General features: G+C 56.2%; 22 protein-coding genes. 14 read left to right on the top strand and 8 right to left on the bottom strand.

Going from position 1 to position 23,325, the window contains the following annotated elements; all coding sequences use genetic code 11:
- Window positions 1–189: 189 nt before the first annotated feature.
- Window positions 190–714 carry a metal-dependent hydrolase gene (locus MRY16398_RS22035; RefSeq protein ID WP_125125187.1) on the top strand — a complete coding sequence of 175 codons (525 nt, stop codon included), beginning with the start codon at window positions 190–192 and terminating at the stop codon, window positions 712–714.
- A gap of 69 nt (window positions 715–783) precedes the next feature.
- Here MRY16398_RS22035 and cysS read toward each other — a convergent pair whose 3' ends face one another.
- Window positions 784–2,169: a cysteine--tRNA ligase gene (gene cysS, locus MRY16398_RS22040; protein ID WP_041852429.1), complete on the bottom strand. Its 1,386-nt coding sequence runs from the start codon at window positions 2,167–2,169 to the stop codon at window positions 784–786.
- Between the two features lie 174 nt (window positions 2,170–2,343).
- On the opposite strand from cysS, the gene ppiB reads away from it, so the two are divergent.
- The 4 genes from ppiB to purK all read left to right on the top strand — a co-directional run bounded on the left by ppiB (window position 2,344) and on the right by purK (window position 5,283).
- Window positions 2,344–2,838 carry a peptidylprolyl isomerase B gene (gene ppiB, locus MRY16398_RS22045; protein WP_041852430.1) on the top strand — a complete coding sequence of 165 codons (495 nt, stop codon included), beginning with the start codon at window positions 2,344–2,346 and terminating at the stop codon, window positions 2,836–2,838.
- A gap of 2 nt (window positions 2,839–2,840) precedes the next feature.
- A complete protein-coding gene (gene lpxH, locus MRY16398_RS22050) occupies window positions 2,841–3,563 on the top strand; it encodes a UDP-2,3-diacylglucosamine diphosphatase (protein ID WP_079498654.1) in 723 nt (240 codons plus the stop codon).
- Between the two features lie 146 nt (window positions 3,564–3,709).
- Entirely contained in the window at window positions 3,710–4,219 is a 510-nt protein-coding gene (gene purE, locus MRY16398_RS22055) for a 5-(carboxyamino)imidazole ribonucleotide mutase (protein ID WP_041852432.1), read from the top strand.
- Window positions 4,216–5,283 (top strand): 5-(carboxyamino)imidazole ribonucleotide synthase, encoded by a 1,068-nt coding sequence (purK, locus tag MRY16398_RS22060; protein WP_125125188.1) that lies wholly within the window; start codon window positions 4,216–4,218, stop codon window positions 5,281–5,283. The genes purE and purK overlap by 4 nt, the downstream gene beginning before the upstream one ends.
- Before the next feature lie 87 nt (window positions 5,284–5,370).
- On the opposite strand, the gene MRY16398_RS22065 is transcribed toward purK, so the two are convergent.
- From MRY16398_RS22065 to ybbA, 6 genes are all read right to left on the bottom strand, one after another.
- A complete protein-coding gene (locus MRY16398_RS22065; protein ID WP_041852434.1) occupies window positions 5,371–6,030 on the bottom strand; it encodes a methionine ABC transporter permease in 660 nt (219 codons plus the stop codon).
- A complete protein-coding gene (sfbB, locus tag MRY16398_RS22070; RefSeq protein ID WP_071195800.1) occupies window positions 6,023–7,039 on the bottom strand; it encodes a virulence-associated ABC transporter ATP-binding protein SfbB in 1,017 nt (338 codons plus the stop codon). The genes MRY16398_RS22065 and sfbB overlap by 8 nt, the downstream gene beginning before the upstream one ends.
- A 57-nt stretch (window positions 7,040–7,096) precedes the next feature.
- On the bottom strand, window positions 7,097–7,933 hold the full coding sequence (locus MRY16398_RS22075; protein WP_071195801.1) for a MetQ/NlpA family ABC transporter substrate-binding protein: 837 nt from the start codon (window positions 7,931–7,933) through the stop codon (window positions 7,097–7,099).
- A gap of 409 nt (window positions 7,934–8,342) precedes the next feature.
- Window positions 8,343–9,488, bottom strand: a complete 1,146-nt coding sequence (locus MRY16398_RS22080; RefSeq protein ID WP_071195943.1) for a porin — start codon at window positions 9,486–9,488, stop codon at window positions 8,343–8,345.
- Window positions 9,489–9,670: 182 nt separating this feature from the next.
- Complete coding sequence (gene ybbP / locus MRY16398_RS22085; RefSeq protein WP_125125189.1) at window positions 9,671–12,085, bottom strand: putative ABC transporter permease subunit YbbP; 2,415 nt, start codon at window positions 12,083–12,085, stop codon at window positions 9,671–9,673.
- Window positions 12,082–12,768 (bottom strand): putative ABC transporter ATP-binding protein YbbA, encoded by a 687-nt coding sequence (gene ybbA / locus MRY16398_RS22090; RefSeq protein ID WP_125125190.1) that lies wholly within the window; start codon window positions 12,766–12,768, stop codon window positions 12,082–12,084. The genes ybbP and ybbA overlap by 4 nt, the downstream gene beginning before the upstream one ends.
- On the opposite strand from ybbA, the gene tesA reads away from it, so the two are divergent.
- From tesA to MRY16398_RS22125, 7 genes are all read left to right on the top strand, one after another.
- The gene (tesA, locus tag MRY16398_RS22095) at window positions 12,736–13,362 is read left to right on the top strand and encodes a multifunctional acyl-CoA thioesterase I/protease I/lysophospholipase L1 (RefSeq protein WP_125125191.1); all 627 of its coding nucleotides are present in this window, start codon (window positions 12,736–12,738) and stop codon (window positions 13,360–13,362) included. The two genes, ybbA and tesA, sit on opposite strands and share 33 nt — an antisense overlap.
- Window positions 13,363–13,390: 28 nt before the next feature.
- On the top strand, window positions 13,391–14,161 hold the full coding sequence (locus MRY16398_RS22100) for an SDR family oxidoreductase (RefSeq protein WP_041852439.1): 771 nt from the start codon (window positions 13,391–13,393) through the stop codon (window positions 14,159–14,161).
- Window positions 14,162–14,219: 58 nt separating this feature from the next.
- Window positions 14,220–15,074, top strand: coding sequence for a co-chaperone YbbN (locus MRY16398_RS22105; RefSeq protein ID WP_041852440.1), 855 nt, complete (start codon window positions 14,220–14,222; stop codon window positions 15,072–15,074).
- Window positions 15,075–15,159: 85 nt separating this feature from the next.
- Window positions 15,160–16,077, top strand: coding sequence for an SPFH domain-containing protein (locus tag MRY16398_RS22110; protein WP_041852441.1), 918 nt, complete (start codon window positions 15,160–15,162; stop codon window positions 16,075–16,077).
- Window positions 16,074–16,532 (top strand): NfeD family protein, encoded by a 459-nt coding sequence (locus MRY16398_RS22115; RefSeq protein ID WP_041852442.1) that lies wholly within the window; start codon window positions 16,074–16,076, stop codon window positions 16,530–16,532. The genes MRY16398_RS22110 and MRY16398_RS22115 overlap by 4 nt, the downstream gene beginning before the upstream one ends.
- Before the next feature lie 22 nt (window positions 16,533–16,554).
- Window positions 16,555–18,711, top strand: coding sequence for a hypothetical protein (locus tag MRY16398_RS22120; protein ID WP_125125192.1), 2,157 nt, complete (start codon window positions 16,555–16,557; stop codon window positions 18,709–18,711).
- Window positions 18,681–19,382 (top strand): DUF3142 domain-containing protein, encoded by a 702-nt coding sequence (locus tag MRY16398_RS22125; RefSeq protein ID WP_125125193.1) that lies wholly within the window; start codon window positions 18,681–18,683, stop codon window positions 19,380–19,382. The genes MRY16398_RS22120 and MRY16398_RS22125 overlap by 31 nt, the downstream gene beginning before the upstream one ends.
- On the opposite strand, the gene cueR is transcribed toward MRY16398_RS22125, so the two are convergent.
- Window positions 19,372–19,788: a Cu(I)-responsive transcriptional regulator gene (cueR, locus tag MRY16398_RS22130; RefSeq protein ID WP_125125194.1), complete on the bottom strand. Its 417-nt coding sequence runs from the start codon at window positions 19,786–19,788 to the stop codon at window positions 19,372–19,374. The genes MRY16398_RS22125 and cueR overlap by 11 nt on opposite strands.
- A 108-nt stretch (window positions 19,789–19,896) precedes the next feature.
- Here cueR and copA point away from each other — a divergent pair, with 108 nt between their 5' ends.
- On the top strand, window positions 19,897–22,398 hold the full coding sequence (copA, locus tag MRY16398_RS22135) for a copper-exporting P-type ATPase CopA (RefSeq protein WP_125125195.1): 2,502 nt from the start codon (window positions 19,897–19,899) through the stop codon (window positions 22,396–22,398).
- 84 nt (window positions 22,399–22,482) lie between these two features.
- Window positions 22,483–23,283 carry a TraB/GumN family protein gene (locus MRY16398_RS22140; RefSeq protein ID WP_107222586.1) on the top strand — a complete coding sequence of 267 codons (801 nt, stop codon included), beginning with the start codon at window positions 22,483–22,485 and terminating at the stop codon, window positions 23,281–23,283.
- Window positions 23,284–23,325 lie beyond the last annotated feature (42 nt).

A 23,325-nucleotide genomic window follows, 5' to 3' on the forward strand; every position in this document is an offset into this window, starting at 1 on the left:
CGGGTATTTCGGTTTTTATATAACATCACCCTGCTTATACGGCAGAGCAACTATCAGAAAACGCTGATGTTAATTTCCTGCCGCATGGCAAAAATATTTTTTTCTTTATACCCTGACTTCTCAGAAAACACACATCCGGCGATGTAAGCCGTCTCGTTTATACTCTTTTCTTTTGTTCAAGGACTGACAATGCCAACCGTTATTACTCACGCCGCCGTGCCACTTTGCCTTGGATTAGGACTGGGCAACAAGGTGATCCCCAGGGGATTATTGCTGGCAGGCGTTGCCCTTGCGATGTTGCCGGATGCCGATGTGCTGGCATTCAAATTTGGCGTGGCGTACGGCAATGTGTTTGGTCATCGCGGCTTCACCCATTCGCTGTTATTCGCCTTTGTAGTGCCGATTCTGGTGACATGGCTGGGGCGACGCTGGTTTAAAGCGAGCCTGATGCGCTGCTGGGCTTTTTTGACCGTCTCATTGCTGTCGCACAGTTTGCTGGATTCGATTACCACCGGCGGCAAAGGAGTTGGCTGGCTTTGGCCGTGGTCAGATGAACGCTTTTTTGCGCCCTGGCAGGTGATTAAGGTCGCGCCTTTTGCCCTGTCGCGGTATATGACGCCTTACGGGCATCAGGTGATCATTTCGGAATTGCTGTGGGTGTGGGTGCCGGGGCTCATTCTGATGGGCTTGCTGTGGCACTGGCGGTCCCGATAACTCAGGCGTCGTAACCGCCTTATCCGCTGTGGGGAGAGGGGAACATCGCGTTCCCCTCAGGAGTAGTAATTACTTACGGCGCCAGGTTGTACCCTGTGGGCCATCTTCCAGCACAATGCCCATCTCATTAAGACGGTCGCGCGCCGCATCTGCTGCTGCCCAGTCTTTCGCTTTACGCGCATCCAGACGCTGTTGAATCAACGCTTCAATCTCAGCCACTTCGCTATCGTCTGCCTGCGCACCGCTTTGCAGGAACGCATCGGGATCCTGTTCCAGCAGCCCCAGTACAGAAGAGAGCTTACGCAGATGCGAGGCCAGCGCATTCGCCGCCGCCATATCTTCTGATTTCAGGCGATTCACTTCACGCGCCATATCAAACAGCACCGAATAGGCTTCCGGCGTGTTGAAGTCATCGTTCATGACCTCAACAAAGCGCGCTTCAAACGCCTCGCCACCGGCCGCCGCAACAGACCTGTCGGTACCGCGCAGCGCGGTATAAAGACGTTCCAGCGCTGAACGCGCCTGCTTGAGATTCTCTTCGCTGTAGTTTAACTGGCTGCGATAGTGGCCGGACATCAGGAAGTAGCGAATAGTCTCGGCGTCGTAATATTTGAGCACATCACGGACGGTAAAGAAGTTACCCAGCGATTTGGACATCTTCTCGCGATCGACCATCACCATGCCGGAGTGCATCCAGTAGTTCACATACTCGCCGTCATGGGCGCAGGTTGACTGGGCAATTTCGTTTTCATGGTGCGGGAACATCAGATCAGAACCGCCGCCGTGAATATCGAAATGGTTGCCCAGTTGTTTGCAGTTCATCGCGGAACATTCAATGTGCCAGCCCGGACGCCCTTCGCCCCACGGCGAGGTCCAGCTCGGCTCGCCCGGCTTGGACATCTTCCACAGCACGAAGTCCATCGGGTTACGCTTCACGTCAACGACGTCTACGCGCGCCCCCGCCTGCAACTGGTCGAGATCCTGGCGCGACAACTGACCGTAGTTCGGGTCCGTCGGCACAGAGAACATCACGTCGCCATTGTCAGCAACATAGGCGTGACCACGAGCGATCAACTGTTCAGTGATTTCGATGATCTCATGAATATGGTGCGTCGCACGCGGTTCCATGTCCGGGCGCAGAATATTGAGGGCATCAAAATCTTTGTGCATTTCCGCGATCATTCGGTCAACCAGCGCCACAAAGCTTTCGCCGTTTTCATTGGCGCGTTTGATAATTTTGTCGTCAATATCGGTAATATTGCGCACGTATTTCAGCTTATAGCCGATAAAACGCAGGTAGCGAGCGACCACATCAAACGCCACGAAAGTACGGCCATGACCAATATGACAGAGATCGTAAACAGTGATACCACACACGTACATGCCGACTTCCCCGGCATGGATAGGTTTGAATTCCTCTTTTTGGCGCGTCAGTGTATTGAAGATTTTTAACATCGAAGATTCCATGTAGACGTGTGTGGAACGGAAAAACGCATATATTACCTGTAATTCAATCCCGAAGCAGCACACTTTGCAAGGTGATCCAACCTCCCGCTTATGCTATAACAAGCGACTATCACTGACCCACAGTCGGGTCTGCGCACTACTCTACCGGAACAGGATGCAAAAATGGTTACTTTCCACACTAATCACGGCGACATCGTAATCAAAACTTTTGATGATAAAGCGCCTGAAACAGTTAAAAACTTCCTGGACTACTGCCGTGAAGGTTTTTATAACAACACCATTTTCCACCGTGTCATTAATGGCTTTATGATCCAGGGCGGCGGCTTCGAGCCGGGCATGCATCAGAAAGCAACCAAAGACCAGATCAAAAACGAAGCTAACAACGGCCTGAAAAACACCCGTGGCACGCTGGCAATGGCGCGTACTCAGGCTCCGCACTCCGCAACTGCACAGTTCTTTATCAACGTTGTGGATAACGACTTCCTGAACTTCTCTGGCGAAAGCCTGCAGGGTTGGGGCTACTGTGTGTTTGCCGAAGTGGTTGAAGGCATGGACGTGGTAGACAAAATCAAAGCCGTTCCTACCGGCCGCAGCGGTATGCATCAGGACGTGCCGAAAGAAGATGTCGTGATTGAAAGCGTGACCGTCAGCGAGTAATCGTGGCGACACTTTTTATCGCAGACCTTCATCTGCAAACAGAAGAACCGGCGATCACCGCCGGTTTTCTGCGTTTTTTGACAGGCACAGCCCGACAGGCTGACGCGCTCTATATTTTGGGCGACCTGTTCGAAGCCTGGATTGGCGACGATGACCCCACTCCCCTGCACCGTGACATCGCCGCCGCCATTAAGGCGCTGGTCGACAGTGGCGTGCCCTGTTACTTCATCCATGGCAATCGCGACTTCCTGCTCGGCCAACGCTATGCGCGCGAAAGCGGCATGCAGCTTCTGCCGGAAGAGAAAGTGCTCGATCTGTATGGTCGCAAGGTGCTGATTATGCACGGCGACACGCTCTGTACGGACGACGCAGGCTACCAGGCGTTTCGCGCCAAAGTCCACAAACCCTGGCTACAGAGGCTGTTTCTTGCCCTGCCGCTGTTTGTTCGCCAACGTATCGCAGCCAGAATGCGCGCGGGAAGCAAAGCCGCCAACAGTAGCAAATCGCTGGCCATTATGGACGTTAATCCGCAGGCAGTGGTTGCCGCGATGGAAAGACACCAGGTTCAGTGCCTGATTCACGGTCATACTCATCGCCCGGACGTGCACGAGCTTATCGCAAACGGTAAACCCGCCATGCGCGTTGTCCTCGGCGCCTGGCACACCCAGGGCTCTATGGTGAAAGTGACCGCAGACGACGTCGAGCTGATCCCTTTTCCGTTCTAAGAATTTGAACCGCTGATGCGCATGCTCCGCAACAGCGGATTGCAGCATTCATCGCCACGCAACCGTTTTCCTTGCCCGTTTTCCGTGCTATTCTTTGTGCCCTCAAAAGCTGTCCGTAGTCACACCCACAGGAGTTTTCTTAACGCATGTCTTCTGTTAACCAACCGGCGCGTATCGCCATTGTCATGGGATCGAAAAGCGATTGGGCGACCATGCAGTTCGCCACCGAAATTCTCGATATCCTGAATGTCCCGCACCACGTTGAAGTCGTCTCCGCTCACCGCACCCCCGATAAACTGTTCAGCTTTGCCGAAAGCGCCGAAGAGAACGGTTTTCAGGTGATCATTGCGGGTGCAGGCGGCGCGGCGCACTTGCCGGGTATGATTGCAGCGAAAACATTAGTGCCGGTGCTGGGTGTGCCAGTACAGAGCGCCGCGCTGAGCGGTGTGGATAGCCTCTACTCTATCGTCCAGATGCCGCGCGGTATTCCGGTCGGTACGCTGGCCATTGGCAAAGCCGGGGCCGCGAATGCCGCCCTGCTGGCCGCGCAAATTCTGGCCCAGCACGACGCCGAACTGCATCAGCGCCTGGCCGACTTCCGTCGCGCCCAGACCGATGAAGTGCTGGAAAACCCGGATCCACGGGGTGTTGCATGAAGCAGGTTTGCATTTTAGGTAACGGTCAGCTTGGTCGCATGCTGCGCCAGGCAGGCGAACCGCTGAGCATCGCCGTGTGGCCCGTAGGGCTCGATGCAGACCCGGAAGCGGTGCCGTTCGCCCAGAGCGTGATTACCGCAGAGATCGAACGCTGGCCGGAAACCGCGCTGACCCGCGAGCTGGCGCGTCATCCGGCGTTTGTGAATCGCGATGTGTTCCCGATTATTGCCGACCGCCTGACGCAAAAGCAGTTGTTCGACAAACTTAAGCTTGCCACCGCACCGTGGCAGTTGCTGGCAGACAAAAGCGAATGGCCTGCGGTCTTCAATACGCTGGGCGAGCTGGCGATTGTCAAACGCCGCGTGGGCGGGTACGACGGCCGCGGTCAGTGGCGTCTGCGTGCAGACGAAACGGAACAATTGCCGGATGATTGCTATGGCGAATGCATCGTTGAGCAGGGCATCAATTTTTCCGGTGAGGTATCGCTGGTGGGCGCACGCGGCCATGACGGCAGCACGGTGTTCTATCCGCTGACTCACAATCTGCATCAGGACGGTATTCTGCGCACCAGCGTGGTCTTTCCGCAGGCCGACATGCGCCAGCAACAGCAAGCGGAAAGTATGCTCTCTGCCATTATGCACGAGCTGAATTATGTGGGCGTGATGGCGATGGAGTGCTTTGTGACCCCGGCGGGCTTGCTGATCAATGAACTGGCGCCACGTGTGCACAACAGCGGCCACTGGACGCAAAACGGCGCGTCTATCAGCCAGTTTGAGCTGCATCTGCGCGCGGTGGTGGATTTACCGCTGCCGCCACCGGTGGTTAACAGCCCGTCGGTGATGGTGAACCTGATCGGCAGCGATTTGAATTATGACTGGTTAAAACTGCCGCTGGTGCATCTGCACTGGTACGACAAAGAGGTGCGTCCGGGCCGTAAGGTGGGGCACCTTAACCTGAATGACAGCGACACCGGCCGCCTGAGCGCGACGCTGGAAGCGCTGGTGCCTCTGCTGCCGCCGGAATATGCCAGCGGCATCGCCTGGGCACAGGCAAAACTTGCCTGACTGGCTCCCCGGCGGCGCTGCGCTTGCCGGGGCTACGGTTCAGCTTGTTGCCCGGATCAGGCGGTTACGCCGCCATCCGGGAACATCTCAATGCCTGTCGCGCTTGTCCGCCCTTTGTGCCAGCCAGTCGCCCAGCATCTGCACGACCTGCACCAGCACAATCAGCGCGACCACGGTGACAATCATCACCTGGGTTTCGTAGCGGTAGTAACCGTAACGGATAGCCAGGTCACCGACACCACCACCGCCCACGATCCCCGCCATCGCCGAGTAACCGATCAAGCTCACCAGCGTGATGGTTAACCCACGCAGCAGGCCCGCGCTGGCTTCCGGCAACAGCACCGTGCAGATGATGCGCATCGGGCTGGCGCCAAAGGCTTCCGCCGCTTCAATAATGCCTTTGTCCACTTCACGCAACGCGCCGTCCACCAGACGGGCATAGAAGGCAATCGCCGCCACGGACAGCGGCACCGATGCGGCAATCGGCCCGATGGTGTTGCCAAGCAAAAACTGAGTTAACGGCAGCAGCAGAACCAGCAGGATGACAAAAGGCACGGAGCGGATGATGTTCACCAGCACGGAGCTGATGAGATAGACCGCGCGGTTTTGCCAGAAGAGGTTTCGGTCGGTCACGAAGATCAGAAACCCCAGCGGCAGGCCACCGATGATCGCCAGCACCGTTGAGATGCTCAGCATCTGGAAGGTTTCACCAAACGCGAGGCTCAAGTCGGCCAGTAAATTATCCACGGATCACCTCCACCTGAGCGGTACGGTTACGAATGTAGTCTACCGCCTGTTCGACAACAGCCGGGTCTTCTGCGGTAAGTTGCACCACCAGAATGCCGAGCGCGCGCTCACCGATATACTCGATTTTCCCGTGCAGAATATTAACCGCCACACCAAAGTTGATGGCCGCATCGGAGAGAACCGGCTGCTCAGCAGAATCGCCAATAAACAGGATTTTCAACAATTGTCCCGGCAGGTGCTCCCGCAGACGGTCCGGCAATGTCAGATTCAACGTGCGTGAAACCAGTTGTTGAGTAAAGGCATGCTGCGGATGGGCGAAAATATCAAACACATCGCCGGTTTCTACCACCTTGCCGCCGGACATGACCGCCACGCGATCGCAGATGGATTTGATCACGTTCATCTCATGGGTGATCAGCACGATCGTGATACCGAGCTGTGCGTTGATCTGCTTGAGCAGTTCGAGAATGGTGGCCGAGGTTTCCAGATCCAGCGCCGAAGTCGGTTCATCGCACAGCAATACGTCCGGGTGGTTAGCGATAGCGCGGGCGATACCGACACGCTGCTTCTGCCCACCGCTCAGTTGTACCGGGTAGCGGTTTGCTTTGTCGCCCAGCCCCACCAGTTCAAGGATTTCCGTGACGCGCGGGGCGATTTTGCTGCGATCCCACCCCGCCGCTTTCAGGCTGAACGCCACGTTTTGCGCGACGGTGCGGGTATGCATCAAGTTGAAGTGCTGGAAGATCATGCCGATACGCTGACGGGCTTTACGCAGCGTCAGGCCTTCCATTTTTGAAATCGCCACGCCGTTCACTTTGACGCAGCCTTCACTTGGGCGTTGCAGGGCATTCAACGTACGCAGCAGAGTGCTTTTCCCCGCGCCGCTGGTGCCAACAATGCCAAAAATCTCACCGGGCGCAATACGCAAGCTGACGTTGTCCACGGCACGCATGGGTTTCGCTCCCCGTACGGCGGGAAAATCCACGCACACCTTATCTATCTCAATCATGTGTCCCTCAAATAGCAAAAGGCAGGCCGCAGCCTGCCTGTTAACCCAGCGCTGCCTTTACTTTTTATCAGCGGCAGTCATCCACTCCGGTTTCTGGAAGGCACCGTAAACATTTTTCGGATCGTCAATCACCGCACGGTAAGCCGGAGATTTCACGACCTCAACAATGTCTTTGGCGAAGGGTTTATCCGCATCTTCACTGCGTACCGCAATGATGTTTTTGAGGTTCTCATCCAGATGTTCTTGCTTGATCGCAGTAGAAAGATCCAGCCCAGCGGCAATAGCGAAGTTACCGTTGACCAGGGCTGCGGTGGCGCTATCCAGCGTACGCGGCAACTGTGCGGCTTCCAGCGGTTTAAACACCAGCCCTTTCGGGTTGCTGGCGATATCTCGTTCAGAGGCTTTGGTCGGATCGATATTGTCTTTAATAGTGATCAGATCCAGCGATTTCAGGAAACGCAGGCCACGGGCCAGGTTAGTCGGATCATTGGACAGCGTAACGATGTCGCCTTTTTTCAGCTCATCGAGGCTTTTAATTTTGTGGGAATAGAAGCCCATGCCCGCCGTCGGTACGGTGATCAATTTGGTCAGCTTCAGCCCTTTATCCGCAGTGAATTTATCGAAATAGAGCGAGTGCTGGAACAGGTTGGCATCAATACTGCCATTCGACAGCGCCATATTCGGCTGCACGTAGTCGCTGAATTCGCGCACCACGACTTTGTAGCCTTTTTCTTTCAGTGACGGCTCAATGGCCTGTTTGACCATGTCGCCGTATGGCCCCGGCGCAACGCCGAAGACAATGGTGTGCGGATCGCTATTGGCCTGCGCGGAAGATAAACCGCATGCCAGAAGTAGCGCCCCAACGGTGGCGCGTAAACCGAGACGACGTCCCATACATTCTCCCTAACGAAGTGTGTCTGCTGTGTGGCGCACCGTCGACGCGGCGCGCTCCATATTCATTACAGGGATAAGATGGCATAAACATAACGCAGCGGTAATTGAAATAAATTCATGTTGTTGTGAAGTATGTCACTGAATGATGGGAGATTTTGCAAAGCTAAGGCGATGAAGCATAAAGAAAAGCAAAATTCAGTCGCCTTCCTTTATGCTTTTTTTAGATAAGCAAAGTGAGATTTTTGCTAAGCAGAAGTGCAGGACGCAAATTCCGGAGTCAATTGGCGTTATCGGCGCAGGCAGGTTGAACACGGACAGCGCGCAGAAACCGGAACGGACACGCAGTACGTGGGGTTTCGAGCACTGCCGGGTTCAAACTGGCAAGTCAGATAGCCAAATGCCTGGAATTTTAGAAGTCGTAACGCAGACGCACTAAGTTCATATCGCCCAGATCATCGGTGCTGGAGGTAAACACGTGTTCGTAATCCACGCGGAAACCATAATCCAGTTGGAAGCTGATACCTACACCGTTATCGATACGCTGATAGTTGCGTCCATTCACGTATTCGATGCGATCGCCCATAAAGTACGGCTGGACAGATTTCACAGCGTACTGATTAACCGGGATCTTATAACCGGCGAAATATTCAACGCCCCACGCATCACCCGCGAAGTAATTGTGAACCGTGTTTTTCTTGCTCAGCAGGAAGTTCTGATACCAGCCGCCGCCAGCGGAGAAGGTCCAGTTATCCGGTGTCCAGCTCAGCGCAGTACCGAGAATATTCTGGTCGTACGTTTTGCTGTCGTCATTGCCCGGATTGCGCATTTCGGCACGGGTATAGTTCCATGCCGCGCCCCATGTCAGGGTGTTAGTCAGATGGTAATCCAGGCCCAGCGAGCCACCACCTTTACGTTTGTAACGCAGACCGTTACCCGGCAGATATTCGTTGTCATCGAACAGATATGAGGCGTAAAGATCTGCATCCCCGAACGTATTCTTATATTTCAGCATATTGCGTGAGCGATAAGAGCCATCATAGTCGCCGTTGATACCGTTACCCGGCGCCTGACCGATCATGTCGTAATCCCAGATATCGGTTTTTGCCCCTACCACATCATAGTAAATGCTGTTTTGCTGACCGTAGGTTAATGTCCCCCAGGTTTTGCTTTTCAGTCCGGTATAGAGCATACGGCGCGTGGTGTCGTGGGCACCTTTTGCATAGTGGTTATCCCAGTCAAACACCGCCGGAATATTGACGCCCAGCTCGTAGTAGTTAATCCAACTGATGTCATCAAACAGATAGTAATCACTGGCGAAGCGGAAACGGGTACCGCCGTCGAAGCCGTTACGTTTGTAAGAGCCTTTATCCCCATCTCCCGTCATCATATTGAACTGCGGACGAATACTGCCGCCCACGGTGAAATTCAGACGGCTTAACGGATCGCCCGCCTGCGGATCTTGTTTCAACAGCGTGATCTCTGCTTGCGTTGCAAATGAGGTCATCGCCAGTGCCGCGCCGATCGTTATCGCCAGCGCTTTTATTTTATGTGCCATGCTGTTTCCTTGGTTAATAAGCAGCCAAATAGTTGCCAGCTGAATATTAACGCCGATTAAGCACGCCATGTTGTCGAGTTTTTCGTACTTTGTGCGCTTAAAAATCAGGTAGTTAGCAATTTGTGCACTTAAAAAAATACACGCCGATTATTTAACCGACGTGTAATCAAAATGACATGGTTTTACTGGTTAAACTGGCGGAACAGCGCTTTCCCTTTGAGTAGCCGTGTGCCCAGCCAGCCACCGCATGCGGATAACAAAACGGCGCCGCACAGCGGTAACGTTAACCACAACCGCCAGTCCGGCTCCCAGGGGAAATCAAAGACTTTTGTTTGCAGCACCGCCAGCGCCGTTTCCGCACCGATCGCCGCCACCAGCCCGGAGACAAGCCCGAGCAGGGCAAATTCACACCACAGCGTGATGCGTAACAGTCGCTTGCCGGCGCCGAGCGTGCGATACACCACCAGTTCCTGATGACGCTGGCGCATCCCCACCTGCACCTGGGCCAGCAACAGCAGCACGCCGCATAGGGTGACCAACACAACCATCACTTCCAACGCCCGACTCACCTGCTCCAGCACCTGACCAACCTGTTTTAAGATAGCGCCAATATCCAGCAGGCTGATGGTGGGAAACTCGCGGTTAAGCTGGGTCAACATACCGTTGCCATTCTGCCAGCGGAAACTGGTCAGCCAGCTTTGCGGCTGTCCGTCCAGCGCCCCCTGCGGGAAAATAAAGAAGAAGTTGGGACGCAGACTTTCCCAGTCCACTTTGCGCAGGCTGGTGACTTTAGCGGTGAAATCCTGGGTATCACCCATAAAGGTCACGCTGTCGCCGAGCTTAAGCTTGAGGCGTTTTGCCAGTTCTGCTTCGACCGAGACCTCACCGGGTTTTGGTGGCCAGGAGCCTGCGGTAACCGGGTTGTGGTTTGCATCCGCCCCCTGCCAGGTCAGATTCAATTCGCGGTTCAGCGCCTCATCCGGGTTCCCTTCCGTACTTTGACCGTTTATCTGCGTCAGTCGGGCACGCACGATGGGCCAGAACGCCTGGGTTACCACCTGGTGTTCAGAGAGAAACGCTTTCACCGGTTCGACCTGCTCCGGGGCAATATTAATGAGGAAATAGTTCGGGCTTTCCGGTGGAAGCTGTTGCTGCCAGCGGTCGAGCAGATCGCCACGTAGCACCAGCAACATTGCCAGCAGCATGAATGACAGCGAGAAAGCCGATAACTGACTCAGCGTCGACCATGGCTGGCGCAGCAGACGATTGACCGCCAGACGCAGCGGCAATGTTTTGAGGGTAAGCTTTTTCATTACCCGCAGCAGCAGCCAGCCGACTACGCCGCACAGCAATGCCAGGACCACCGCCCCCGCCAGCACCGACCATAGCAGCATGCTGGCCCCCATCAGCCCGGCCAGCAGCAACACAGACACGATACTGATAACGGGAATATAAAATTTCAGCGGCCAGACATCCGCGACAGCGTCACGCCGCAATACCCGCAAAGGCTGCGTTGCCAGCAGCAAGCGCCAGGGCCGTATCCCCACCAGCAACGAAATCACCAGCATGGCGCCAATCGACCAGAGCCACGGCCAGCCGCTGGCGGCAGGGAGTACCACCGGCAGAACCGGCTTGAGCAAGATCAGCAGGATTTTTTCAAACAACAGCCCCATCGCGCCACCGGTGATGGACGCCAGCGCGAGCACCATCAGCCACTGGCCGATGATCAATTTGCGTAACTGCGACCTGCTCGCCCCCAGCGTTTTGAGAATGGCCACCAGGTCGTAACGACTGCGACAATAGTGCCCCATCGCGACAGCCACCGCCGCGACTGACAGCAGCAGGGTTAACAACGCCGACAGCAGCAAGAATTGCTGGGAGCGCTGTAATGACTTGCCGAGCGCGCCGTCATCCTGCTCAAGGCCATACCAACGATGTTCCGGCTTAAGCTTCGGCAGTAACCATTTTTCGTAGGCCTCCAGTTGTGCGGGTGTCCCGGCAAATTTTACCCGCCAGGTGACGCGGCTTCCCGGCTGTACCGCTCCTGTTTTCGCCACATCCGCCGTATTCATTAATAATCGCGGCGCCATTTCGAAGGGGTTAAAACCGGAATCTGGCTCCTGCACCACCTCCCCGGCGATCCGCAGCGTGGCATCCCCCACATCAATCGAGTCGCCGGTTTTCAGGTTTAGCAGCGCCATCAGCCGTGGGGCCAGCAGCACCGTTCCGGCCAGCGGTTTGACCGCAGGCGGCGTGGTTTGCAGGTCGCCATAGAGCGGATAACTGTCATCCACCGCTTTCACGTTTGCCAGTTGTGGTGTGTCACCGGCGAAGGTCATAGTGGCAAATGAGATTTGCTCGCTAACTTTAAGCCCCTCTTTTCGCGCCTCTTCCAGCCACGCCTGCGGAATTTCACGTGAACTGCGCAACGCCCTGTCGCCAGCCATAAACTCGCGGCTCTGCTGGCTTAATCCTTTTTCCATCCGATCGCTGATATTGCCCAGCGCCAGCACACAGGCCACCGCCAGGCTTAGCGCCAGCCAGACAATCAGCAATGAAGGAGAGCGCCATTCGCGCCAGAACCAGCGGGCGATCATGCTTCCTCCCGCAGTTCGCCGTTCACCAGACGTAAACGCCTGTCGCAACGCGCCGCCAGTTGAGGATCGTGCGTGACCAGAATCAGGGTGGTGCCATATTGCTGGTTCATCGAGAAGAGCAAATCAGCAATCTTATCGCCGGTCTGCCTGTCGAGGTTGCCGGTGGGTTCGTCGGCAAACAGCAGCGCCGGGCGACCATTAAACGCACGGGCCAGCGCCACACGCTGTTGCTCGCCGCCGGAAAGCTGCGCGGGAAGGTGATCGAGACGTTTCCCCAGCCCCAACTCTTCCAGTAGCCCTTTAGCACTGGCACGACTCTGCGCGCTGTTTTCTCCCCGCAGCAGCGCCGGAAGCTCGACGTTTTCCAGCGCATTCAGGGTGGGGATCAGCATAAAAGACTGGAAAACAAAACCGACGTGCGCGGCACGCAGCTTTGCCCGCGCCTCTTCATCCATCGCGTGAAGCGGCTGGCCCAGCAGGTTCACTTCGCCGCTACTGCCATCATCAAGCCCGGCAAGAATCGTCAGCAGTGTTGACTTACCCGAGCCTGATTCACCAATCAGGGCGATGGTTTGCGCCCGTTTGACAACAAGCTCAACTCCGGTGAGGATGGAAAGTTCATGCTCCCCCTGACCGACGGACTTCTTAAGATGATGAACTTCAACAATGTTTTCCGCTGGCATTTGGCCTTCCTGTTTTTGCTTCTGTTTAGCCTGCGTGCCGCCGCTGCGGACACGTTACTGGTTCTGGGAGACAGCCTGAGCGCGGGCTATCGCATGGCGGCCAATACCGCCTGGCCTGCGTTGCTCAACGAGAAGTGGCAACAAAAACCGCCCGTCATCAACGCCAGCATTAGCGGCGACACCTCGCAACAGGGGCTGGCACGCTTACCCGCGCTGCTTAAAGAGCATCAGCCTCGCTGGGTGTTGATTGAGCTGGGAGGTAACGATGGTCTGCGCGGCTTTGCGCCCCAACAAACAGAACAAACGCTGCGTACCATTTTGCAGGCGGTAAAAGCCGCAAACGCCGAACCCTTGCTGATGCAAATACGGCTGCCCGCCAACTATGGACGCCGTTATACTGAGTCATTTAGCGCCATCTATCCTAAGCTCGCCAAAGAGTTTGATATTCCTCTGTTGCCGTTTTTCATGGAAGAGGTCTATCTCAAACCCCAATGGATGCAGGATGATGGGATCCACCCGAACCGTGACGCTCAGCCTTTTATTGCCGACTGGATGGCGACCCGGTTGGCTCCATTAGTTAATCACGACTCCTGATTTATCAGGGACGCTTTCAGGTAAAGTTATGCAAAAAACGATCTTAATAACAGGATGTTCCAGCGGTATCGGTCTGGAAAGCGCCCATGAACTCAAGCGTCAGGGCTTTCGCATCCTGGCGGCCTGCCGCAAAAGCGAGGATGTTGCACGTATGAATCAGGCCGGATTTACCGGCGTGCTGTTGGATCTCGACCTCCCCGAAAGCGTAGAACGTGCCGCTGAAGAGGTCATTGCCCTGACGGAAAACCGTCTGTATGGCATTTTTAATAACGCGGGCTTTGGCCTGTACGGCCCGCTGTCTACCATCAGCCGCGAGCAAATGGAAAAACAGTTTTCCGCCAACTTTTTTGGCGCACACCAGCTCACCATGCGCCTGTTACCCGCCATGCTCCCGCACGGCGAAGGCCGCATTGTGATGACGTCTTCGGTAATGGGGCTGATTTCGACCCCCGGTCGTGGCGCTTATGCGGCCAGTAAGTATGCCCTGGAAGCCTGGTCCGATGCGCTGCGTATGGAACTGCGCCACAGCGGCATCAAGGTCAGCCTGATTGAGCCAGGCCCTATCCGCACCCGCTTTACGGAGAACGTCAACCAGACGCAGAGTGACAAACCGGTGGAAAACCCCGGTATTGCCGCACGTTTTACCCTCGGCCCGGAGGCGGTTGTCGCCAAAGTACGCCATGCTTTTGAAAGTCCGAAACCCAAACTGCGTTATCCGGTCACGGTCGTCACCTGGGTGGTAAGCCTGCTGAAACGCATACTGCCGGGACGCGCAATGGATAAAATTTTACACGGGTGAGTTGAAGGCACAGCGCCTGTCCCCATGTATCAATAAACACTTAAACAGAGAATGACCCATGTCTGTACAGAACATCGTCAACATTAACGAAGCAAACCTTCACCCGACGCTTGAACAGTCAATGACCACGCCGGTGCTGTTCTATTTCTGGTCCGAGCGTAGCCAGCACTGCCAGCAGTTGACCCCGGTGCTGGAAAGCCTGGCGGCGCAATATAACGGGCAATTTATTCTGGCGAAGGTGGACTGCGATGCTGAGCAGATGCTTGCGTCACAGTTTGGTTTACGTGCGATCCCAACGGTTTACCTGTTCCAGAACGGCCAGCCGGTCGACGGTTTCCAGGGGCCGCAGCCAGAAGAGGCCATACGCGCCCTGCTGGATAAAGTCCTGCCGCGCGAAGAAGAGTTAAAAGCGCAACAGGCCATGCAACTGATGGAAGAAGGCAAACATGCCGAAGCGCTGCCGCTGTTGAAAGAGGCCTGGCAGTTATCGCAGCAGAACAGTGAAATCGGCCTGCTGCTGGCGGAGACGCAAATTGCGCTCAACCGCTCTGATGATGCCGAAGCGGTGCTGAAAACCATTCCGCTGCAGGATCAGGACACCCGCTATCAAGGGCTGGTGGCGCAAATCGAGCTGCTGAAAAAAGCCGCGGACACCCCGGAAATTCAGCATTTGCAAGAGCAGGTCGAGAAGAACCCGGCGGATGCGCAACTGGCAACGCAACTGGCGCTGCAACTGCATCAGGTTGGCCGCAATGAAGAGGCGCTGGAGCTGCTGTTCAGTCATCTGCGTAAAGATTTAGGCGCAGCAGACGGTGAGGCGCGCAAAATGTTGCAGGAGATCCTGGCCGCTCTGGGTACCGGCGATGCACTGGCCTCGAAATACCGTCGCCAGCTCTACTCCCTGCTTTACTAGTCCCGCCCGCTAAATTTGGGGGTCGCGCTGTTAAGATCCCCAAATTTGGTTAGAATGACATCAAATTAAACAGGAGGTTTATTTGATGCTCATCGTCATCCCCGTTCTTATCTTCGTCGCGCTGGTCATTGTAGGCGCGGGTGTCAAAATCGTTCCGCAAGGATATCAGTGGACGGTAGAACGCTTCGGTCGTTATACCCGTTCTCTCCAGCCGGGTCTGAGCCTTGTGGTACCGTTTATGGACCGTATTGGTCGTAAGATCAATATGATGGAGCAAGTTCTCGATATCCCATCCCAGGAAGTCATTTCCAAAGATAACGCCAACGTCACCATCGATGCGGTGTGTTTTATTCAGGTTATCGACGCCCCGAAAGCCGCCTATGAGGTGAGCAATCTGGAACTGGCGATCATTAACCTCACCATGACCAACATCCGTACTGTGCTCGGCTCGATGGAGCTCGACGAAATGCTCTCTCAGCGCGACAGCATCAACACTCGCCTGCTGCATATCGTGGACGAAGCCACCAATCCGTGGGGCATCAAAGTCACCCGTATCGAAATCCGCGATGTTCGCCCACCGGCGGAGCTGGTCTCTTCCATGAACGCCCAGATGAAAGCCGAACGTACCAAGCGTGCTTACATCCTGGAAGCCGAAGGGATTCGCCAGGCGGAAATCGTCAAAGCGGAAGGTGAAAAGCAGGCCAAAATCCTCAAAGCCGAAGGTGAACGGCAGTCGGCGTTCCTTGAAGCAGAGGCCCGTGAACGTTCGGCAGAAGCAGAAGCACGGGCGACCAAAATGGTCTCCGAGGCGATTGCGGCGGGCGACGTGCAGGCAATTAACTACTTTGTGGCGCAAAAATACACCGAAGCGCTGCAACAAATTGGCTCTGCTAATAACAGTAAAGTCGTGATGATGCCGCTGGATGCCAGCAGCCTGATGGGCTCGATTGCCGGGATCGCGGAGCTGGTAAAAGACAGCACCAGTGAACGGAAAAAATCATGATAGCCGTGCTCTTTGAACATGCCTACATTTTCTGGTTGAGTCTTGGCGGCCTGCTTCTGGCCGCTGAGATGCTCGGCGGCAACGGCTATTTGCTGTGGAGCGGCGTGGCGGCAGTGGTCACCGGCCTGCTGGTCTGGCTGGTTCCGTTCGGCTGGGAATTACAGGGGGTGATCTTCGCGGTACTCACGCTTATCGCCGCCTGGCTGTGGTGGCTGTGGCTATCCAGACGGGTACGTGACCAGAAACCGGCAGATGCGTCGCTTAATCAGCGCGGACAGCAACTGGTGGGCCGCCGTTTTATCCTCGATAATGCGCTGGTCAACGGGCGCGGGCACATGCGGGTGGGAGACAGCTCCTGGCCGGTGAGTGCCGGGTCAGATTTACCGGCAGGAAGCAAAGTCGAAGTTATCGCCGTCGAAGGCATTACGCTGCACATCAAAGCTGCGGTCGAATAATCGTAATAATACGCAAGGAAAGATGGTGAAAAAAAGCCACCTCACGCTGGGCCTGTGCCTCTCATTTGCCACCAGCAGCGCTGCGCTGGCGTCAATGGATATGGATTCTTGTGCCTGGGCGAGCCCGGGCTGTTTTCTGGTCAGCCCGCCGGTCCTTGGCGTGGCTAACGATACCCGCGATAACCTGCTGCGACTGCTGGATGAGCAAAAAGGCTTTTCATCCCTGCGCCAGCCTGTCCCGACGGATATTACCCGCAGCCGGGATTTCTATTTCGGCATGCATATGCTGGATTACGATCCCCCGGTGGATGACGACTCGGACACGACGCCTGGCGAGGATCCCCTCAGCCAGCAAATCGCGACCCTGGGCCTCGACGCCGAGGCAATCACTCACCTGACGGCGTTGCAGGACGAAAACGAAAACCGCTTTGTGTCGCTCAATAGCGATACGCTATCGGATTTTTTCGCCGCGCTGCTGGCCGATACAACACTGACCCCCGAGCAACGTCAGACGCTGGCGAAGACGCGCCTGCTTGTCGATGGCAGCAGCAATGCTCAGGAAGAACTCAACAAACTCACGGTTCCGGAAGGCTCTGCCGCTGCGTTTCGTGACTATTTGCAGGCCGCAAATCAGTTTTACGCCGGAAATTACACCGCAGCCAGGCAGAGCTTTACCGCCCTTAGCACGAACCCGCAGCCGTGGATCGCCGAAACCGCCAGCTATATGCTGATGCGTAACGCGCTCAACGCCAGCAGTGAAAATGCCAACGGCGAATACGGTGATTTTGACGTCACCAAAGTGGATAAAACCCTGGCGCAACAGGCGCGGGACAGCGCAGATACCTACCTCAAAAAATGGCCGCAGGGAAAATACGCCGACTCAACACAGGGGTTGCTGCGCCGTATCAACTGGTATCTGCAGGACTGGAATACGCTGGCAACACTCTATGAACACATTCTGCCGCAGGCTGCCGACAGCGATGCGCTGAGCGCGCTGATTAACGAAAGCGACAATAAGTTGCTCAGCAAAGACCTGACCTGGGGAGACGGCTATTTTCTAAGTGCGCCCGATGCGTCGTTGCTGACCTTTATCCAGACGCTCAGGCTGATGCGCGATAATCAGTGCGAAAATCACGCCCACTGTGTCGATCAGGCGTATCTCGATGGCCTTAAAGCAGATTTCGAAAAAAACAAACGCGCCGATCTGTGGAACTATTTGCGCCTGATGCTCGCTTACAACAAGCAGGATTACGCGACGGTGGTGAAAGACATTACTCCGGCGCAGAGCCTGCCCGAGCACAATATCCTCGCGTTTAGCGAACAGGCGCTCTACGGCGATGCACTGATGGGCCAGCAGCAATGGGATGCCGCACGCGATCACTGGCTGCACCTGCTGGATCTCAGCAAAGATGTTGAGCAACAACAGTTACTGCAGGCGAAGCTGGCGGCCACGCTGGTCAACAGCAATGCGCTGGAGAAGATTTTCGCTCCCGATAGCCGCGTAACGAATCTGCGCTATCGCTCACTGGTGCTGAAAACCAAAGCCACTCCTGAGCTGTTACGCCAGCAGGCGGGCAAGGGGCCAAACAACGAAGAGCGCACCATTGCCCTGCATACCTTGCTGACGCAGGATCTGGCACAGGGCCACTATGCCGACTGGTTACAGGATAAATCCCTGCTCACGGCCATCACCGCCGCCATTCCCGGCGAAGCGTTTGACGATGTGGATGTCAGCGTCTTTAAATGGACAGGCACAGACCCGGAAAAAGCCTATGCCTGCGCATCGTTGAATGACACCGTTGGCGTGCTGAGTAAGAATCCGCAGGATGGCCATGCCCTTAACTGCCTGGGTGAGTTTTTCCGCACCACGCAAACCGAAGTCAGCCTGGCGAAAGACCGTGGCGGCAACGATGCGCTGGATGTCGCCACACGTCAGGACGATTTTTCCGGAAAACCACATCGTCTGGCGTGGTACCAGCAGGTGATTAACGACACGAAGGCCGAACCGGAAGACAAGAGCTATGCGCTCTACCGCGCGGTGATGTGCTATGCGCCATCGGGCTACAATGATTGCGGTGGCGAAGATGTCGATAAAGCGGTGCGTAAAGCCTGGTTCCTGCAACTCAAGCGCGATTATCCAGGAAGCGTATGGGCGAAAAGCCTCAAGTATTACTGGTAATCGCCTTTATCAGTTCCCTGTTTATGTCTGTGGCGAATGCCGCAGATGGGCAGGATTTTTGGCTATGGTCGGGCGTTAAGACAGGTGACGCACTGCGCGACGCCCGCACCGTCTATCTGCATCAGGGCGATGTGATTGCCCTCTCAGGCACCGCCGTATTTGAACGCAAAGGATTACCGGTTAGCCGCCTGACGTTTCCCCATATCTGGCTGACCGTGCGCCTGACGACGCTGGATGTTTCTGATGAGATGCTGGCACGCGTGAACCGTCTGTTACTGCGCTGGCAGGCCGCCGGTAACAACGTGACGGGTCTGCAGATTGATTTTGATGCCGCCACGCACCGCCTCGATCATTACGCGCAGTTTCTGCACCGGTTGCGGGAAATCCTCTCGCCGCAGTTCGCGCTGGGGGTGACGGGGCTGCTGGACTGGGCGAAAACCGGCAGCGTGAAAACGCTGAACGCCCTGCCGGTGGATGAACTGGTGGTGCAAAGCTATCAGGGGCGCAACACCGTCGAGGATTATACCGCCTACCTTCCTGCGCTGGCCGGGTTACGCATTCCGTTTAAAGTCGGACGCGTGCAAAACGGCGTCTGGGATGCGCAAGAGGAACAGCGCCTCGCCGCCTCGCCATGGTATCGCGGCACGGTGATCTTTATGCTCAACCCTTAGCGTGTGCCTTGTGATGGCAGCAGCCGGAAAGGTTATCAATAATCGGGCAGTCGGCTCTGTCATCGCCAGGGCAGGATTCCGCCAGCGACATAAGCTGCTTGCGCATCGCTTCAAGTTCGACAATATGACGCTCAATTTCCGCCACTTTTTGCAATGTGCGGGCTTTGACATCCGCGCTGTGACGGGCCGGATCGTTAAACAGATTCACCAGTTCGCCACACTCTTCGAGGTTGAACCCCACCTGGCGCGCCTGGCGTAGCAGTGTCAATTCATTGATGTGTTGCTGCGTGTAGCTGCGGTAGCCGTTTTCCCCGCGCAGCGGCGGCGTCACCAGCCCTTTATCTTCATAAAAGCGAATCGCTTTGCTGGTTAAGCCGGTCTTTTTCGCCACAATACTGATATTCACCTTTCCCCCTTGACCTTCCCCTTGATGGAAGGTTTAACCTGTTACACAGTTAGTACATGTAATTAATCAGGTCAATCTTTATACGGCCCATCATACAGGAAATTAATTATGTCTCACATTACAGAGCTGGAGCTGGACGGACTGTCCTGCGGCCACTGCGTTAAACGTGTTAAAGAGAGTCTGGAACAACGTGCTGACGTTGAGCAGGCAGACGTTACCCTTACCCATGCGCAGATCACCGGCAGCGCCGACGCTTCGGCGCTTATCGATACCATCAAACAAGCCGGGTACGGAGCGAGCATTAGCCACCCAAAGGCTAAACCGCTGGCAGAGTCATCAACCCCGTCGGAAGCACTGACAGCGGCCACTCCTGAGCTTCCGGCAACGGATGACCTTGATGACAGCAAGCAACTGTTAATCAATGGCATGAGTTGCGCCAGTTGCGTCTCCCGCGTCCAGAAAGCCCTCCAGGCGGTTCCGGGCGTCACGCAGGCACGGGTCAATCTGGCGGAGCGCACTGCGCTGGTGATGGGTAGCGCCTCCGCACAGGATTTAGTGAGCGCCGTCGAAGGTGCCGGTTACGGTGCGGAAGCCATAGAAGACGACATAAAACGCCGCGAACGTCAGCAGGAAACGGCCAACGCGACCATGAAGCGTTTTCGCTGGCAGGCCATTGTCGCCCTGCTGGTCGGCGTACCGGTGATGGTCTGGGGGATGATGGGTGACAATATGATGGTCACCGACGCCAACCGCTCCCTGTGGCTGTTTATTGGCCTGGTGACGCTGGGCGTGATGATTGTCGCGGGCGGCCATTTTTATCGTAGCGCGTGGAAAAGCCTGACCAACGGCACCGCCACCATGGACACCCTTGTGGCGCTCGGTACCGGTGCAGCCTGGCTTTACTCGATGAGCGTAAACATCTGGCCGCAGTGGTTCCCGATGGAAGCACGCCATCTCTATTATGAAGCCAGTGCGATGATCATTGGTTTGATCAACCTCGGCCATATGCTGGAAGCGCGTGCGCGCCAGCGGTCCTCAAAAGCGCTGGAAAAATTACTCGATCTGACGCCCCCCACCGCCCGTGTGGTAACCGAAGAGGGAGAGAAAATGCTCCCTCTCGCCGACGTTCACCCCGGCATGACGCTGCGTTTAACCACCGGCGATCGGGTGCCTGTCGATGGAGAAATAAGCCAGGGCGATGCCTGGTTTGATGAAGCCATGCTCACGGGCGAGCCGATTCCCCAGGAGAAAAGCATTGGCGATGCCGTGCACGCCGGAACGGTGGTACAGGACGGTAGCGTGCTGTTTACCGCCAGCGCGGTAGGCAGCCAGACAACGCTGTCGCGCATTATTCGCATGGTGCGGCAGGCGCAAAGTAGTAAACCGGAAATCGGGCAACTGGCCGATAAAATTTCGGCGGTGTTTGTGCCCGTCGTGGTAGCGATAGCCCTGCTCAGCGGCGCTATCTGGTATCTCTTCGGCCCGGCGCCGCAAATCGTCTATACGCTGGTCATTACCACCACGGTTCTGATTATTGCCTGCCCTTGTGCATTAGGGCTGGCAACGCCGATGTCGATCATTTCGGGCGTGGGTCGCGCGGCGGAGTTTGGCGTGCTGGTGCGCGATGCCGATGCGCTGCAAAGAGCGAGCACTCTCGACACGCTGGTGTTTGATAAAACCGGCACCCTGACCCGCGGCAAACCGCAAGTTGTGGCCATCAAAACAACGAATGGCTTTACCGAACACCAGGCGCTGCGCTTTGCCGCCGCGCTGGAACAAGGCTCAAGCCACCCGCTGGCGCACGCCATCCTCGAAAAAGCGGGCGCTGAGGCATTGCCGACGGTGCAGAGCTTCCGCACGTTGCGCGGCCTTGGCGTAAGCGGCGAAGCAGAAGGCAGCCGCTTACTGCTCGGCAACCAGGCGCTGCTGTCGCAACAGCAGATTACCGTACGCGAACTGGAAGACGAGATGGCCTCCCAGGCCGCGCAAGGGGCCACCCCGGTACTGCTGGCAGTTGATGGCAAAATTGCCGCCCTGCTCGCCATTCGCGATCCGCTGCGCGAAGACAGCGTCAATGCCCTGCAACGCCTGCATCTCGCTGGCTATCGCCTGGTGATGCTGACCGGAGATAACCCCACTACGGCTAAAGCCATTGCGAAAGAAGCCGGGATCGATGAAGTGATTGCCGGGGTTTTACCGGATGGTAAAGCCGAGGCCATTGCTAAATTACAGCGCGAAGGTCGCCGTGTGGCGATGGTCGGTGACGGCATCAACGATGCCCCGGCGCTGGCTCAGGCCGATGTTGGTATCGCCATGGGCGGCGGGAGTGATGTCGCGATTGAAACTGCCGCCATCACCCTGATGCGCCATAGCCTGACGGGCGTTGCGGACGCGCTGGCTATTTCGAAGGCAACGCTGCGCAACATGAAACAGAACCTGCTTGGCGCGTTTGTCTATAACTCGCTTGGTATTCCCATTGCCGCCGGGATCTTATGGCCGCTGACGGGAACCCTGCTTAACCCGGTGGTGGCGGGGGCCGCGATGGCGCTCTCCTCTATTACCGTGGTCAGCAATGCTAACCGCCTGCTACGCTTTACGCCGAAAGACTGACCGCGGCCGCCCCGCCATCCGGCGGGGCAATTGCACCTTTCTCCCCTACGCGCTAGCATGGCGTTTTCATTTCAGGAAGCGCGTATGGGCCTGTTTGACTGGTTAAAAAGCTTTTTTCGCACGCGCCGTTACCCATGGCCCGCGGTGGATATTACGCTGTCGGGCAATCGCCATCTGCATCTGATTGGCAGCATCCATATGGGTACCCAGGGGATGTCCCCCCTGCCCGCCCAACTGCTGCAAAAACTGCGCAAAGCCGATGCGCTGATTGTCGAAGCCGATGTCGCCAGCAGCGGTTCACCCTTTGCCGATATCCCCGATAGCCCACCCCTGGCCGAACGCCTGAGCCCCGCGCTTCTCACCCAGTTGAGAGAGACCATCGAAGGTCTTAATCTGTCGCAGAGTGAGTTTGAAACACGTCCCGCCTGGCATATTGCGCTGGTGTTACAGGCCATGCAGGCACAGCGGCTGGGCCTTCGCCCCGACTACGGCATCGATTATCAGTTGCTACAGGCGGCGCGTCAGTTCTCAACGCCGGTGATTGAACTGGAAGGGACGGAGAACCAGGTCGCAATTTTGCGTCAACTGGCGGATGGCGGTCTTGAACTGTTACAGGATACGCTGACCCACTGGCGTGAAAATGCGCGGCTGCTGCAGGTGATGATGAGCTGGTGGCTGGACTCGCCACCCACCAGTGAGCCGCTGTCGCTACCGTCGACGTTCAGTCAGTCGCTGCATGATGTGCTGATGCATCAGCGTAACCGCGCCTGGTGTGAACGGCTGCTGGCGTTACCGCCGGGGCGTTATGTGGTCGCCGCAGGTGCGCTGCATCTGTATGGTGAAGGGAATTTGCCGTCGCTGTTAGCGCAAAAAAATGGCCAATAAGATTATTGGCCCGTCAAAGAGGAATTTCAGTTTTTATAGTTA

This window comes from Phytobacter sp. MRY16-398 (assembly GCF_003925915.1).
Taxonomy (GTDB): domain Bacteria; phylum Pseudomonadota; class Gammaproteobacteria; order Enterobacterales; family Enterobacteriaceae; genus Phytobacter; species Phytobacter diazotrophicus.